The organism is Flagellimonas abyssi (assembly GCF_019457905.1).
Lineage (GTDB): Bacteria > Bacteroidota > Bacteroidia > Flavobacteriales > Flavobacteriaceae > Flagellimonas > Flagellimonas abyssi.
In genome coordinates, this window is sequence record NZ_JAHZSV010000003.1 from 233836 (window position 1) to 248850 (window position 15015).

At 41.8% G+C, this 15015-nt stretch carries 13 protein-coding genes and 2 tRNA genes; 8 read left to right on the forward strand and 7 right to left on the reverse strand.

Going from position 1 to position 15015, the window contains the following annotated elements; genetic code table 11:
- Positions 1–8 precede the first annotated feature (8 nt).
- The 5 genes from K1F36_RS03715 (at position 9) to dcm (ending at position 7192) form a co-directional block, all read left to right on the forward strand.
- Complete coding sequence (locus tag K1F36_RS03715) at positions 9–1658, forward strand: S8 family peptidase (protein WP_220112600.1); 1650 nt, start codon at positions 9–11, stop codon at positions 1656–1658.
- A gap of 3 nt (positions 1659–1661) precedes the next feature.
- Positions 1662–3512: a M1 family metallopeptidase gene (locus K1F36_RS03720; RefSeq protein ID WP_220112601.1), complete on the forward strand. Its 1851-nt coding sequence runs from the start codon at positions 1662–1664 to the stop codon at positions 3510–3512.
- A gap of 112 nt (positions 3513–3624) precedes the next feature.
- On the forward strand, positions 3625–4068 hold the full coding sequence (gene rnpA / locus K1F36_RS03725; RefSeq protein ID WP_220112602.1) for a ribonuclease P protein component: 444 nt from the start codon (positions 3625–3627) through the stop codon (positions 4066–4068).
- On the forward strand, positions 4052–5677 hold the full coding sequence (locus tag K1F36_RS03730) for a S41 family peptidase (RefSeq protein WP_220112603.1): 1626 nt from the start codon (positions 4052–4054) through the stop codon (positions 5675–5677). Before rnpA ends, K1F36_RS03730 begins: the two co-directional genes overlap by 17 nt.
- Positions 5678–5944: 267 nt before the next feature.
- Positions 5945–7192, forward strand: a complete 1248-nt coding sequence (gene dcm / locus K1F36_RS03735; RefSeq protein WP_220112604.1) for a DNA (cytosine-5-)-methyltransferase — start codon at positions 5945–5947, stop codon at positions 7190–7192.
- Between the two features lie 143 nt (positions 7193–7335).
- On the opposite strand, the gene K1F36_RS03740 is transcribed toward dcm, so the two are convergent.
- The 3 genes from K1F36_RS03740 to rpiB are packed head-to-tail and all read right to left on the reverse strand — an operon-like array spanning position 7336 to position 9142.
- A complete protein-coding gene (locus K1F36_RS03740; RefSeq protein ID WP_220112605.1) occupies positions 7336–7776 on the reverse strand; it encodes a GNAT family N-acetyltransferase in 441 nt (146 codons plus the stop codon).
- On the reverse strand, positions 7776–8705 hold the full coding sequence (locus K1F36_RS03745) for a cation diffusion facilitator family transporter (protein ID WP_220112606.1): 930 nt from the start codon (positions 8703–8705) through the stop codon (positions 7776–7778). Before K1F36_RS03745 ends, K1F36_RS03740 begins: the two co-directional genes overlap by 1 nt.
- A gap of 5 nt (positions 8706–8710) precedes the next feature.
- Positions 8711–9142 carry a ribose 5-phosphate isomerase B gene (gene rpiB, locus K1F36_RS03750; RefSeq protein WP_207031153.1) on the reverse strand — a complete coding sequence of 144 codons (432 nt, stop codon included), beginning with the start codon at positions 9140–9142 and terminating at the stop codon, positions 8711–8713.
- Between the two features lie 594 nt (positions 9143–9736).
- Here rpiB and rnr point away from each other — a divergent pair.
- From rnr to K1F36_RS03765, 3 genes are read left to right on the forward strand one after another with little or no spacing between them, the layout of a single operon-like run.
- Complete coding sequence (gene rnr, locus K1F36_RS03755; protein WP_220112607.1) at positions 9737–11920, forward strand: ribonuclease R; 2184 nt, start codon at positions 9737–9739, stop codon at positions 11918–11920.
- 52 nt (positions 11921–11972) lie between these two features.
- On the forward strand, positions 11973–12653 hold the full coding sequence (locus K1F36_RS03760; RefSeq protein ID WP_176619089.1) for a head GIN domain-containing protein: 681 nt from the start codon (positions 11973–11975) through the stop codon (positions 12651–12653).
- Positions 12654–12655: 2 nt separating this feature from the next.
- The gene (locus K1F36_RS03765) at positions 12656–13318 is read left to right on the forward strand and encodes a LysE family translocator (protein ID WP_220112608.1); all 663 of its coding nucleotides are present in this window, start codon (positions 12656–12658) and stop codon (positions 13316–13318) included.
- A gap of 35 nt (positions 13319–13353) precedes the next feature.
- Here K1F36_RS03765 and K1F36_RS03770 read toward each other — a convergent pair.
- From K1F36_RS03770 to K1F36_RS03785, 4 genes are all read right to left on the reverse strand, one after another.
- Positions 13354–13424: transfer RNA gene (locus tag K1F36_RS03770), tRNA-Cys, on the reverse strand.
- Positions 13425–13500: 76 nt separating this feature from the next.
- A tRNA-Cys gene (locus K1F36_RS03775) sits at positions 13501–13572 on the reverse strand.
- Positions 13573–13636: 64 nt separating this feature from the next.
- Positions 13637–13993: a dihydroneopterin aldolase gene (gene folB, locus K1F36_RS03780; RefSeq protein ID WP_220112609.1), complete on the reverse strand. Its 357-nt coding sequence runs from the start codon at positions 13991–13993 to the stop codon at positions 13637–13639.
- 47 nt (positions 13994–14040) lie between these two features.
- The gene (locus K1F36_RS03785; protein ID WP_220112610.1) at positions 14041–15000 is read right to left on the reverse strand and encodes a PorP/SprF family type IX secretion system membrane protein; all 960 of its coding nucleotides are present in this window, start codon (positions 14998–15000) and stop codon (positions 14041–14043) included.
- Positions 15001–15015: the final 15 nt, after the last annotated feature.

Below are 15015 nucleotides of genomic sequence, written 5' to 3' on the forward strand. Positions count from 1 at the left end.
TAATTTTTATGAATCGCACATATAACAAACTATCATTCCTATCGCTGTCCGCCGCTCTATTTTTAATGGGTTGTGGGTCCACCGGATTGGTCTCGACCCCGGTTGAGAACATTGACTCTGTACCCTTGAAAGTCGCTGAACTTACCGAAACGCAGAAGAAAAACTGGGGACATTTGGACCTCATCAAGGACACGATACCGGGAATGAGCGTGGATAAGGCCTACGATGAAATCATTAAGAACAAAAAAGGAAAAACCGTTGTCGTGGCCGTTTTGGATTCGGGCATGGATCTGGAGCACGAAGACCTGAAGGGCGTCCTTTGGACCAATTCTGGCGAAATACCCGACAATGGCAAGGATGATGATGGCAATGGTTATGTGGACGATATCCACGGATATAACTTTTTAGGAAAATCCTATAATGAGCAATTGGAATATGTTCGAATGCTGCGTTTAAATATCGGAGATGCGTCCGAAAGGGCGGAAGCAAGACTTTTGCTCGATAAAGAATATCCCGAAGCTGTTCAGAACAAACAACAGTACGAACAAATATTCCAGGTGGTAAAAGGTGCCGATGAGCTGGTAAAAAGCGAGCTTGGCAAGGAAGCCTACACTAAAAAGGATTTGCTTTCCATTGAGCCAAAAACGGCACAAATGGAGCAAAGTGTTGCGGTATTGACCCAAATGTTCACCTATGGCGACAGTATTCCAGAAGTATTGGAAGAGCTCAAAGAAGGCATAACCTATTTTACAGATCAAGCAAATTACAACCTCAACAAAGACTTCAACGGCAGGGAGCCTGTGGGCGACGACCCTTACGATATTACCGATGTGCCGTACGGAAACGGAAACCCAAAGAACATGGTGGAAACCGAGAGCCATGGTACCCACGTTGCCGGAATTATTGCCGCAAAAAGAAACAACGGCATGGGTATGAACGGAGTGGCCAACAACGTTGAAATTATGAGTATTAGGGCCGTTCCCAACGGAGATGAATATGACAAGGACATTGCCTTGGGCATTAGATATGCGGTTGACAATGGAGCGTCCATAATCAACTGTAGCTTCGGGAAATCCTTTTCCCCTAAAGCCGAGTGGGTCTATGACGCCATAAAGTATGCCGCATCCAAGGATGTGTTGATCGTGCATGCCGCAGGAAACGATGGCGAGGACCTAGAGGTTCCGGAAAACAGGAATTATCCAAATGACGATATGGACAGGGATAGCGAATTTGTGGACAACGTGATTACCGTTGGGGCCCTTTCCAGCAGTTACGGTTCTGAAATGGTCGCGTCTTTCTCCAATTATGGAAAACAACGTGTAGATGTATTCGCCCCGGGCGACGCCATATATTCCACGATGCCCAATAGCGAATACGAATTCCAGGGCGGAACATCCATGGCGGCCCCAGCAGTTGCAGGCGTTGCTGCATTGATTCTTTCTTATTATCCAGACCTTTCCGCTTCCCAGGTCAAAAGTATCATCATGCAGTCCGGACTTAGGGCCAAGACATCCGTTATCGTTGCAGGGGATGAGACCAAAGCGACCACTTTCGACAAAATTTCCAAGTCCGGTAAGATGGTTAATGCCTATAATGCCTTAATTTTAGCGGACAACATCTCAAACGGTAAAATGACCTTAGAAAGCAATTCTAAATAAAATATGAAGCATTTACGATCCCTCTTTTTTTCGTCCTTTTTTGGGGCTACCCTTTTTTTAAGTGCGCAATCAAGTGACTGGCAACAGCACGTGGATTATACCATGGATGTACAAATGGATGTAAAGACCTATCAGTACACCGGCACCCAAAAATTGGTCTATACCAACAATTCCCCGGATGAATTGAGCCGCGTTTTTTATCATTTATACTACAATGCCTTTCAGCCCGGTAGTGAAATGGACATTAGGCTACAAAACATTAAAGATCCCGATAAACGGATGATGGTCGATGGAAAAAGCAGGATTGCATCCCTTTCAGAAAGTGAAATGGGCTACCTTCATGCTGAATTGCTTACCCAAGACGGCCAACCTGTTTCCTTTACAGAAGAAGGCACCATTCTTGTGGTCGATTTGGCCAAGCCTATTCCTTCCGGAGGAAAAACCACTTTAGAAATGACCTTCAAGGGGCAAGTTCCCCTTCAAATTAGACGCTCTGGAAGAAATAGTAGCGAGGGCGTTGCGCTTTCCATGAGCCAGTGGTATCCAAAACTTTCAGAATATGATTTTGAAGGATGGCATCCAAATCCATACATAGCCCGTGAATTTCATGGGGTTTGGGGAGATTTTGATGTAAAGATTACCTTGGACAAAGATTATACCGTTGGAGGCTCTGGATATCTTCAAAATCCAGATGAAATTGGACACGGATATGAAGCACCGGGCACAAAAGTAAAAACCAAGGGCAAAACCTTGACTTGGCATTTTAAGGCCCCGAAGGTTCACGATTTTATGTGGGCGGCCGATCCTGAGTATATCCACGACATTTATCAAATGGAAGATGGTCCTACCCTTCATTTCTTCTACAAGGATAACCCAGAGTTCAATGAAAATTGGAAAAACCTTCAGCCAAAAACGGCGGAAGCCATGAAGTTCTTTAGCAATAATGTTGGGAAATACCCTTATGAACAATACTCCGTGGTGCAGGGAGGTGATGGCGGAATGGAATATGCCATGAGCACCTTGATTACCGGCGAACGTGAATTCGGAAGCTTGGTCGGGGTAATGGTGCACGAAATGGCACACTCTTGGTTCCAGCACGTGCTTGCAACCAACGAATCCGAACATGAGTGGATGGACGAAGGTTTTACTTCGTTTATTAGCAGCTTGTGTATGAACCAGATCATGGAACAAAACAAACAAAACCCTTTTGAGGGTTCTTACCGTGGATATTACGCTCTGGTAAACTCAGGTCTTGAAATGCCCCAGTCCACCCATGCGGACAGATATACGACGAATTTTGCCTATGGGGTTTCAGCCTATAGCAAAGGTTCTATTTTCCTTTCCCAATTGGGCTATGTGATCGGACAGGACAAGTTGATGGAGACCATCCAAAAATATTTTGAAGACTTCAAGTTCAAGCACCCTGTTCCGAACGACATCAAAAGAACGGCAGAAAAGGTATCCGGTATGGAACTCAACTGGTATTTGACCGATTGGACGCAGACTACCAACACCATTGATTACGGTATCAAAAGTGTTGATGCAGATGGGGAGAACACCAAAGTTACCATGGAGCGCATAGGAGAAATGCCCATGCCTTTGGATATCCTGGTCGTTGGCAAGGATGGGACACAAAAAACATACTACGTTCCATTGCGTATGATGTACGGCGAAAAAGAAAACCCATATCCAAATTTGGACCGTACCGTTTTGGAAGACTGGCCATGGGCCTACCCAACGTACGAATTTACCTTGGACATGCCCTTGGAAAACGTGCAGGCCATTATGATCGACCCTTCTCAATTGATGGCCGATGTGGATGGTGAGAACAACGTATACCAAGCAGAGGAATAAGCAGCTTTCCTTTAACAGAACAACAAGGGTGGCCGTTTGTGCCGCCCTTTTTCATTTAATCTCAGATTTATTTAAGTAATTTGACCTTTCCAAAGAACTAGTCTCCATCATAATGTCTGAAGAAAATACAGATTCAAACGATACTAATACACCCCTAAGGTCCCCTCAAGGGGACTTTTCCTTTCCAAAAAAAGAGAAACTGACCAATAAAAAATTGTTCGAAGCGCTTTTTACAGAAGGCAAGTCCCTTCATGTATTTCCGGTTAAGCTGATCTACCTCCCTTCAAATTTTAGTGATGGCTCCAGAGTAAAGGTCGCTGTTGTCGCCCCAAAAAGAAAATTTAAAACGGCGGTAGACCGCAACCGCATCAAACGATTAATGAGAGAGGCCTACAGGCTCAACAAGCCCCTCATTTTTAACAACATTGAAAGGAATTTTGCGTTCATATTTTTATACCTTGGCAAGAAGGCTCCAAGTTTTGATGAAGTAGAAATAGCCATGAAAAAGCTGTTGGATGCCTTTGTAAATAAAGAATCCCATGAAAAGATTGATTAGAAAGCAGGTTTTGATTCCCGTTTTGGCGGTTGTGGTCTTGGTAGGGGCCAGTAGCTTTAAAAGCGACTTTTTTGAAATCGCCAAACAGATAGAAATTTTTACCACCCTCTTCAAGGAGCTCAACATGAACTATGTGGACGAGACCAATCCCGCAGAATTGATGGATTCCGCCATAAAAAACATGTTGGGAGAGCTAGATCCCTATACGCAGTTTTTGAATGAGCAGGATGTAGAATCCTTTAAAATCAACAACGCTGGGGAATACTCAGGTATAGGTGCCCTTGTCCGCTCATATGAAAATAAATTGTTGGTCGTAGAACCGTATCAAGGGTATGCAGCCGACAAAGCTGGATTAAGGGCCGGGGACGAGATTATTAAAATTGGGGAGACTGTGGTCGCTGATTTCGACGATAACGCCGGAGAGCTGCTCAAAGGGGCCAACAACTCTACTGTTGAGGTTACTTTTTTGCGACAGGGAGAAACCAAAACCACCACCATCACCAGAGGTGGCGTGGAGGTAGATGCCGTTCCGTTTTATGATATGATCGATGATAAAACCGGATATATTGTTTTATCCCGTTTTAACCAAAAAGCATCCAAGCAAACACAATCTGCTTTACAGGACCTTAAGGGACGTGGTGCCGAGAGGTTGATCCTTGATCTTAGGGGAAATCCGGGCGGGCTATTGTCCGAGGCCATCAACGTTACAAATCTATTTGTTCCGAAAGGAGAACTTATCGTTACGACAAAATCCAAGGTCAAAAAATTCAATCAGGAATACAGGACCCGGAACAAGCCGGAAGATGAAGAAATCCCGTTGGTGGTACTCGTCAACGGAAAAAGTGCTTCGGCGAGTGAGATTGTTTCGGGCGGACTACAAGATTTGGATCGGGCGGTAATTATAGGTGCAAGGAGTTTTGGCAAAGGGTTGGTACAACGCCCGCTCAAACTAACTTATGGTACGCAATTAAAGGTAACCATTTCCAGATATTACACCCCTTCGGGCAGATGTATACAATCCTTGGATTATTGGAACAGGGATGAGCAAGGAAATGCCGTTCGCAATACAACGTTCAATGAATTCACCACCAGAAACGGAAGAAAGGTCTGGGATGGCGGGGGCGTAATGCCCGATATCACCATCGAATCCTTAAAAACAAATTCGTTGATCGACGCTTTGGAATCCAACAATATCGTTTTTGATTTTGCCACAGAATATTTTTACGATCACAGTTTTGATTCTGTGGACAACTTTAGCTTTTCAAGCTCGGATTATAGTGCTTTCAAGGCCTATGCCGCAGAACAGAACTTCTCTTACCAGACAAAAACCGAACAAGTCTTGGAAGAAACCATCAATGGAGACGACACCTTATTGGGTGCCGATGTACAGGAAAAGTACAAGGACCTTCTCCTAGCGATAAATAGGGGAAAGATAAATGCATTGGATACCTATAAAGATGAAATCCAAAAGAATTTGGAGGATGAAATCATTACCAGGTATTTTTACAGGGAAGGTCTTTACAGGTATTATCTAAAACACGATGATGCAATTCTAACCGCAAAAGAACTATTGGCAGACAACACTAAATATTCCAATATTTTAAAGTAAAAAGTGCCTTTTACCAAATATCCTTATCAAGGCCAAAATATCGTTCCCAAAAAACAGCTCCATTGTCCCATGATCTCCGTGAAAACAACTCTTGAGGCGTTGCCCCGGGGTTTTCAATTTGCATAGGCCTTAAAGGGGTTGTCTTTTAATGCCTTCCTTTACCCATAATTTTGGTGTGGGAACGTTCGAAATTCGGGGTCAAGGCCCATTTCCACAAATTTGTACGGCAATCCCTCACAAAAAAGGGAATTAATTCTATTTTTGGGCATGCAACAACTTAAGGTCTGTGAACTTTTTGCGGGTGTTGGCGGCTTTCGCCTAGGATTGGAAAACACGGAACACTACAAAGTGGTGTGGAGCAACCAATGGGAGCCTTCCACAAAAATGCAGCACGCTTCTTTGGTCTATGAAGCACGTTTTGGGGCGGAAAGCCATTCCAATTCCAATATTGAAACCGTCAAAACCAAAGAAATTCCCGACCATGATGTTCTTGTTGGTGGATTTCCGTGTCAAGACTACTCTGTTGCAACTTCCCTCAAGAATTCCAAGGGTCTTATTGGTAAAAAAGGGGTGCTTTGGTGGTCCATTCACCGAATTTTGTCCGAGAAAAAAAATAAGCCGAAATATCTTTTTTTGGAAAATGTGGACCGGCTTTTAAAATCGCCCTCTAGCCAAAGAGGAAGGGATTTTTCTGTTATGCTCCGTAGTTTATCAGATTTGGGCTATGCTGTGGAATGGCGCGTGATAAATGCAGCAGAGTATGGAATGCCCCAGCGCCGAAGGCGCGTTTTTTTTCTGGCATATTTTAAGGATACGGAAATTTACAAAAAGCTTCAGAAAAACAATCCCTCCAAGTGGATTTTAAAGGAAAGCACTTTTTGTGACGCTTTTCCTGTTGACCGATCGGCAAAAAATCTGGTTGAATTTGATCTGGAAGAGGATTTGGTAGTGTTGTCCAATAATTTCAATAAGGAACAAGGCCTCTCGCCATTCCTGAACACAGGAGTTTGTATAAACGGAAAAGTATCTACTCTAAAAACTACGCCATCCTATGATGGAAAAAGGACCGTACTCTCCGATATTTTGAAAAAAGGTCCTGTTCCTTCCGAATATTACCTTGATGGCGCCGATTTGCCCAAATGGGAATATTTAAAGGGCGCAAAAAAAGAAATACGCAAGACCAGCGCTGGTTTTGAATACAATTATAGCGAGGGCAGCATGGTTTTCCCCGATGCCCTTGATCAACCTTCCAGAACTATTATAACCGGTGAAGGCGGCAAGTCCCCGTCCCGGTTTAAGCACGTGGTCCAAACTTCCAAGGGACTGCGAAGACTCTTACCTGTTGAATTGGAACGGTTGAACATGTTTCCAGATGATCATACCAAATTGGAGGGCATTTCGGATGCCAAGCGTGCTTTTTTTATGGGCAACGCTCTGGTTGTGGGCATTGTGGAAAAATTAGGTGTTTCCCTGTTCCGGAAAATAAACGAACTTGAAAAGCAACTTCAAAGCTGAAAAACCTGTGAATCTTATTCTAAAATTGGATTTTTTGGAGCAGATTGGCGTGGCGTTTAATCAATTGATGTTGTCATTCTTTCTATGTACTTATTAATCTTTTGAAGAATAACACCCCTATGGTCCCCTTGAGGGGACAATTATTAACCCTTTAGCATTCTTTTGTGTGGAATGCCATCTTCCAAATATTCTTCCCCAGTGGCATTAAAACCTAATTCCGTATAAAATTTTAAGAGATAGGATTGTGCGGATATTTCTATGGATTTATCGGGAAACCTTTGGTTTATAGCTGCCAATGAGGCTTGCATAATCTGTTTGCCCAATCCATATTTTCGTTGTTCTTGGCTTACCACTACCCTGCCAATACTTACGTTGTCAAAATAATCACCTGGTTTAAAAATCCGGGTATAGGCAACAACCCCGTTATCTTTAATTCCCATGACATGGAGCGCTTTTTGGTCCTTGTTGTCCACATCTTGGTATACACAATCTTGTTCCACTACAAAAACCTCGCTACGCAGTCGTAGAATTTGGTAAAGTTCTTTGGTAGAAAGCTCATCAAAAGTTTTAACGGATACTTGCATTAATCTTGGACTATTACGCTTTTGGAATCACACTTATCAAACTCGGGCTGTATGTTGACATGGTTTATGCCATGTTCATGGTAGACATGTTCCTCAATTTTTTCAAGGATCTCATCAAACTCGGAAAGGCGGATATCATTTTTAAAGTCGATATGGGCCTCCATGTGCACTTCATCTTCATTGAGCTGCCATATATGCACATGGTGCACATTTTTCACCGGTTCTATGGTACAGATGGATTCCACAATGTCCTGGATTACCACTGATTTTGGGGTGAAAAGCATTAATACCTTGGTGGAATCCTTCAATAGGTCATATCCCATATAGATCAAATAGACACCTATGATCATGGTAAGGATGGCATCTACCCAATAAATTTGGAAATATTTCATCAAAATACCTCCTATCAATACGGCCACCGATGCCATCATATCGGTAAGTAGGTGCAAATAAGCGGATTTCATGTTCATATTGTCCTCCGAATCTTTTTTTAGGAGCAATACGCTAAAACCATTGCCCGCAATGGCTATCAAAGCGAGCCAAATTACCAAGTTGGATTCTATTTCCTGTGGTTCCATCAACCGTTCAACAGCTTCCTTCATTAAAATTATGGCCACGACCACCAAGGTCGCTGCATTGATAAACGCAGCCAAAATTTCCGCACGCTTGTATCCAAAGGTCTTTAGATTGGATGCCTTTTTCTTTCCCAACCGCCTTGCAACATAACTTATAATCAAGCTAAGTACATCACTAAAATTATGGAGCGCGTCGGACAACAGCGCCAAACTTCCTGAAAGGAGACCTCCTATAATCTGTGCCAATGTAATCCCAATGTTGAGAAAAATAGAGATAAGGAGATTTCTTCCCTTTAGATCGGGATGTGCGTGCGAATGTGAATGTGAATGTCCGTGGTGATGATGGTGGCCCATAGAACTTAACTACAAGGAATTTTTTCGATTCTACGTTCGTGCCTGCCCCCTTGAAACTCTGTTTTCAAAAACGTTTCCACCATATCCAAGGCTTGGGGAAGTGCTATAAATCGTGCCGGTAAACTTAAAATGTTGGCATCATTGTGCTCCCTGGCCAATTGGGTAATCTCTTTGTTCCAGCACAGGGCGCCCCTAACACCTTGGTGTTTATTTATGGTCATCGTGGCCCCGTTGCCGCTACCGCATATAACAATGCCGAAATCTACCTTCCCTTCTTCCACATCCTTTGCTACGGGATGGGTAAAATCCGGATAGTCAACACTATCGGTTCCATCGGTTCCGTAGTTGACAACTTCTATTCCCTTAGATTTCAACAGACCGATAATGGCAAGTTTGTAATCGGTTCCCGCGTGGTCGTTTCCTATGGCAATTTTCATGGTTATAGTATTAAAATGGGTACATAGCAAAGGTACAACATCTTTTCATGTTCCGTTGTTTATAAAAATGATGGGATTTTTGCATTGGGTTAAAAAACAACCAATTAACAATAACACCATTTTGTTAATTATTTACACAAAACTTCTGGTAACGAAATTTTGTAATTCAAGAAAATCGATCAGTAGGAATAATTATTTAATGTTGCGTTGATATTCGATTAAAAATTAATCAACCAATATCAAGAACTTTTTTACGGTAATTAACATTAAAAACACATTAACTTTTCAATAAATTGATGTTGATAACGGTTATTAAAAACTGTGTACAAAAAATCTAATCGTTTGATTTTTAAATTTCTTGTGGTCTTACAAATTGTGAACAAACTATTTTGATCGTTCAAAGCAACTTTTTTGAAAGAATTTTATTCCACATTTCAACGATCCATCATAACCATCATTTTAATTAAATTTTAAAAAGAAGAAAAAATATAATATTGATTATTGTTGATAAAGTTGACTTTGTTTGAGATTACTCTTCCTTTCCTTGTTGGTCAAGGATTATAATTCGTATTTTTCAAAAAAATAAGGACGTTAATGTCAAAGAAAAAGAAGAGAGCTGGTAGTCAGCGAAAGAATGAAATTACGAAGGGCATTTTCACCGTACTGGAAAAGGAACCATCTAAAAGCTTCAATTATAAGCAAATAGCATCAAAACTCGGAATAGACGATACACAGGACCGAAACCTTTTGATCAAACGTTTGGGACAGTTAAAGGCGAGTGAACGTATTTTGGAGCCCGAACGGGGCAAGTATCAAAAGAAGCGATCACTTCATACGTATTACACGGGTAGGGTGGATTTGACCACAAGTGGCAACGCCTATATCATTGTGGATGAACTGGAAGACGACATCTTTGTACAGAACAATAATTTGAACAGGGCCTTTCATGGGGATACGGTCGAGGTTTTTATCAAACCAAGACGTAAGAGCAAAAAAATGGAAGGTGAAATTTCCAAGGTACTCGAGCGCAAGAAGACCTCTTATGTAGGTATTGTGGACAAGCAGAAAAGTTTTGCTTTTGTTCGTCCTACCGATTCCAGGATGTATACCGATATTTTTGTCCCACCGGAAAAATTGAAAAAGGCGAACGATGGCGACAAGGTATTGGTCAATATGGGTGATTGGCCGGATGATACCGATTCTCCATACGGGGAAATTGTGGAAGTACTGGGACGCCCCGGGGAACACAACACCGAGATACATTCCATTTTGGCCGAATACGGTTTACCGCATGAGTTTCCTTATGAGGTAGAACAGTTTGCCAAAACATTGGATACCAGTATAAAGGAATCGGAAATTGCCAAGCGAAGGGATATGCGCGATGTGCTTACCTTTACCATAGATCCAAAGGATGCCAAGGATTTTGACGATGCCCTTTCCTTCCAGAAATTGGAGAATGGCAATTATGAAATAGGAATCCATATAGCCGATGTATCACACTATGTTCAGCCGGATACCATTTTGGAGGACGAAGCCTACGATAGGGCCACATCGGTATATTTGGTGGACCGTGTGGTTCCCATGTTACCGGAGGTACTGTCCAACATGGCCTGTTCCCTTCGACCCAACGAGGAGAAGTATACCTTCTCTGCGGTTTTCGAAATGGACGACAATGCCAAATTGGTCAATCAATGGTTTGGCAGGACCGCCATTAATTCGAACGAACGTTTTGCCTACGAAGAGGCTCAGCACATTATTGAAACCGAGCAAAACAAGATTCCAAAAGAGATATCCATTCGCGAAAACGCTTATTCGGTATCTGATGATGTTGTGGATGCCGTTCTCACTTTTGATCGGTTGGCAAAGATCATGAGGCAGGCCCGAATGGACGCCGGAGCCATTTCTTTTGATAAGATAGAGGTCAAGTTCCATTTGTCCGAAGACAATGAGCCTGTCGGTGTTTTCTTTAAAGAAGCAAAGGACGCCAACAAATTGATCGAGGAATTTATGCTCCTGGCCAATAGAAAGGTTGCCGAGTTTATAGGAAAACAGAAAAAAACGTTTGTGTACCGGGTGCACGACAAGCCGGACGAGGACAAATTAATGGCCCTCAACGGTGTTATTTCCAGATTCGGACACAGTATAAACCTAAAGGACAGTAAGACCATTAACCAGTCCCTAAACAAGTTGTTGGAGGACGTAAAGGGCAAGAAAGAACAAAACTTGGTGGATACCTTGGCCATCCGTAGTATGAGCAAGGCCATTTATACCACGGAAAATATTGGGCACTACGGACTGGGATTTGACTACTATACCCATTTTACTTCACCCATACGGCGTTATCCGGATGTAATGGTCCACCGCTTGCTACAACATTATCTGGATAAGGAAAAAGCACCAAAAGCCACCGTATACGAAGAAAAGTGCAAGCATTCCTCCGATATGGAACTATTGGCGGCCAATGCGGAGCGGGATTCCATCAAGTACATGCAGATCAAGTTTATGGAGGACCACAAGGACCAGGAATTCCTTGGTGTGATTTCCGGCGTTACCGAGTGGGGCATATATGTAGAGATTGTTGAGAACAAATGTGAGGGCATGGTACGTATCCGCGATATTAAAGATGATTACTATATTTTTGATGAACGCCAGTATGCCATAGTGGGAGAGCGAACCAAACGGATGTATCAGTTGGGAGACGAGGTTTACGTAATGGTGAAAAACACTGATTTGGTAAAAAGGCATCTCGACTTTTCGTTGATCGGTAAAAAGAAATAATACTATTTTGGAATAAAGTTTGTTATCCTATTGAGAACCAAATTTTTATAACATGAGAATTATTACGATTGTTATTTTGTTCCTATCCCTTCAATATATTGAGGCCCAGGATGCTACCATAACCCAAAACCTACAAAAGTTTACCGAAGTAAAGGGTTTTGATGGTATTTCCATCAACTTGATACGATCAAATGAAAACAAAGCGGTGATTACTGGTGCAAATACCACCAATGTGGCCATTGTCAATAATGAAGGTATTTTGAAAATCCGAATGGAAATCGTTAAAATATTCAGTGGATATAGAACCTATGTAGATCTTTATCACTCTGAAGAATTAGTGGTTATAGATGTAAACGAGGATGCAAGAATTTCTTCCGATGATACCTATGTGCAAAAAGTCTTGGAACTTAAGGCACAGGAGGGCGGGGAGCTGGAAATCAATTGTGAGGTAGACCAGCTGTTGATAAAAGCGGTTTCCGGCGGTAAAATTTTTGCTGGGGGCTTTTCCAATAACCAAGATGTGATCATCAATACCGGTGGTGAATACAGCGGAAGAAACTTTAAAACAAAGTTTACCACCATTAACGTCAATGCAGGTGGCAATGCCGAAATTTATGCATCGGACTACGTAAAGGCCAATGTAAAGGCCGGTGGCGAAGTACTGGTATATGGTGATCCGAAGAAAATGGACGAGCAGACCCTTTTTGGTGGAAAAATAAAAAGAGTGAATTAAAAATGATTGATGATATCCAAGCTGCGATCCCTTTGGGATTTCTATTGAGCTTTATGATCGGACCTGTTTTCTTTGTTTTGTTGGAAACGAGTGCCACAAAAGGTTTCAGGGCGGGAGTAAGTTTGGATATAGGGGTAATTTTGGCCGATATTGTTTTTTTGCTCATTGCCTATTTCAGCAGTTTTCAGTTATTGGAGAATTTGAGCAACGAACCTGGATTGTTTGTTTTTGGGGGGATGATCTTATTGGTCTACGGAATTTTTCTTTTTGTAAAGAAGGCCAAGAAAAAGACCAATGTCAGGGCATCTAAGGGTACTTATTTTGGACTGTTGGCAAAGGGATTTCTTTTGAATTTTATAAATATCGGCGTATTGGCATTTTGGTTGGGGCTTATTATCGTTGTCGGACCCAGTTTGGAGAACAATCCCAATAGAATGATGGTATTTTTCGGTACCGTGTTGGTAGTCTATTTTGCAACCGACCTGATTAAGATTATTTTGGCCAAACAGTTAAAAAAGTACTTGACCCAAGAACGTATCGTTTTGATTAAAAAGGGATTGGGAATTGTATTGATCATTTGTGGTATCGTATTGATAAGCAAGGGTTTTTTACCGAGCGACAGGTTTGATCTACAGGAACGTATTGAAAGAATAGAGGATTTATAAAACAAAAAAACCCAGCACTTAGTACTGGGTTTTTGAGGCATCGAGCGGATTCGAACCGCTGTACAAGCTTTTGCAGAGCTCTGCCTAGCCACTCGGCCACGATGCCAAAGGGATTGCAAAGCTAAAAATATTTTATGAATATCTGGATTGAAAATAATCTAAATATTCATTCAATGATTTTGAGGCATCGGGTGGACTCGAACCACCATAAAAATCCTTGCGGGACTTTGTCTATCCAATTCGACCACAATGCCGTTTAGAATGATAAAAGCAAAAATATAAAAACATAATTTTATTCAATGCTTAATTATCAGCGGTTTATCGAGTAATTCCGAGTTTCACCGAAACACTTTCCACATCGCCCCCAATCGGTGGATTAATTTTGGAAACTTCTACTTCCACTTCGGTTACTTCTTGTATTTCTTTAAAAATACGATCAATAATACGCTTGGCCACATGTTCCAATAAATTGGAACGTACCTTCATTTCTTCTTTTACAATATTGTTCAGATGAACGTAATCCACAGTTTCACTCAACTGATCGGAGATTGCAGGTCGGGAAAGATCTGCGGAAATCTCAAGATCTACCCTGTAATCGCTCCCAATGAGCATTTCTTCCTTTAAACATCCATGATTGGAGTGTATCCTAATATTTTTTAACCTGATTTTACCCAAAACTGTGAATTATAAGAAAGGGCAAAAATACGTGAAAACACATTAAATCAATACATACATCTACAGTTACTTATTCCTTGGAAAAGATCCATTCCAACGGTAACTACATGCGTACCTGTGCTATATCCCAAAATTTCATTGGTGATTACCTGATAGGAATAGCCAAAATAGAAATTGCTTTTTTTAAGACCGGCTATAGGTGCTATGTACAATGGTTTTCCTAATTGATCGTTCAAAAAACGATAGGTGAGACCCACGTAATAGTAATCTTCAAAATCACGGAAACGGAACTTGGCGTTCAAATCGGTAACGGAACGGCCATCGCTTTCGAACCACTGAAAGAAAACAGAGGGTTCAATTTCCAGTTTACTGTTCTTGCTCTTGGAAATGCTGTACCCGGAATATACGTAGTAGTTTCTGAGTTTATTGGGCTCTATGGTAATAATATCGGTATTGAAATTGGACAGATCCTTGTTCAGGACATTCCCTGCATTTGCACTAAAGAAGAACTTGTCATAACGATAAAGTACCCCAAGATCAAAATTGTGGTTGGTGGTGGCCTTATCGTCAGCTGGTAATTGCCCGTTGTTCTCCCTGAATTGCTCCACATCTATCCTAAACTGGTTAAAGTTGTAAGAGATACCAAAAGAGAGAAAGATATCGTCGTACCTATCCAGTGTCAAATGGTGTGCAAAAGAAACCCTGGCACCTCTTTGTCTGGTATATCCATTGCTATCATTATAGAGCATCATACCAACTCCCGATCTATTCCCTATTCTGGCGTCTGCGGCCAAGGTCTGTGTATCTGGAGCATCTTCTATTCCTACCCATTGTGTAAGACCGTTTAGACGGACTTTTATATGATCACCGATACCCGCATAGGTAGGGGACATTAAAAATGGATTATCTGCAATGTATTGGGATAATTGGGGTACGGTCAACTCTTGTCCCTTGGCATTTATTGCCAAGGAAAACAATAAGATGGCTACGTATATTCTTTTTTGCATGGGGCTATAGCAGGT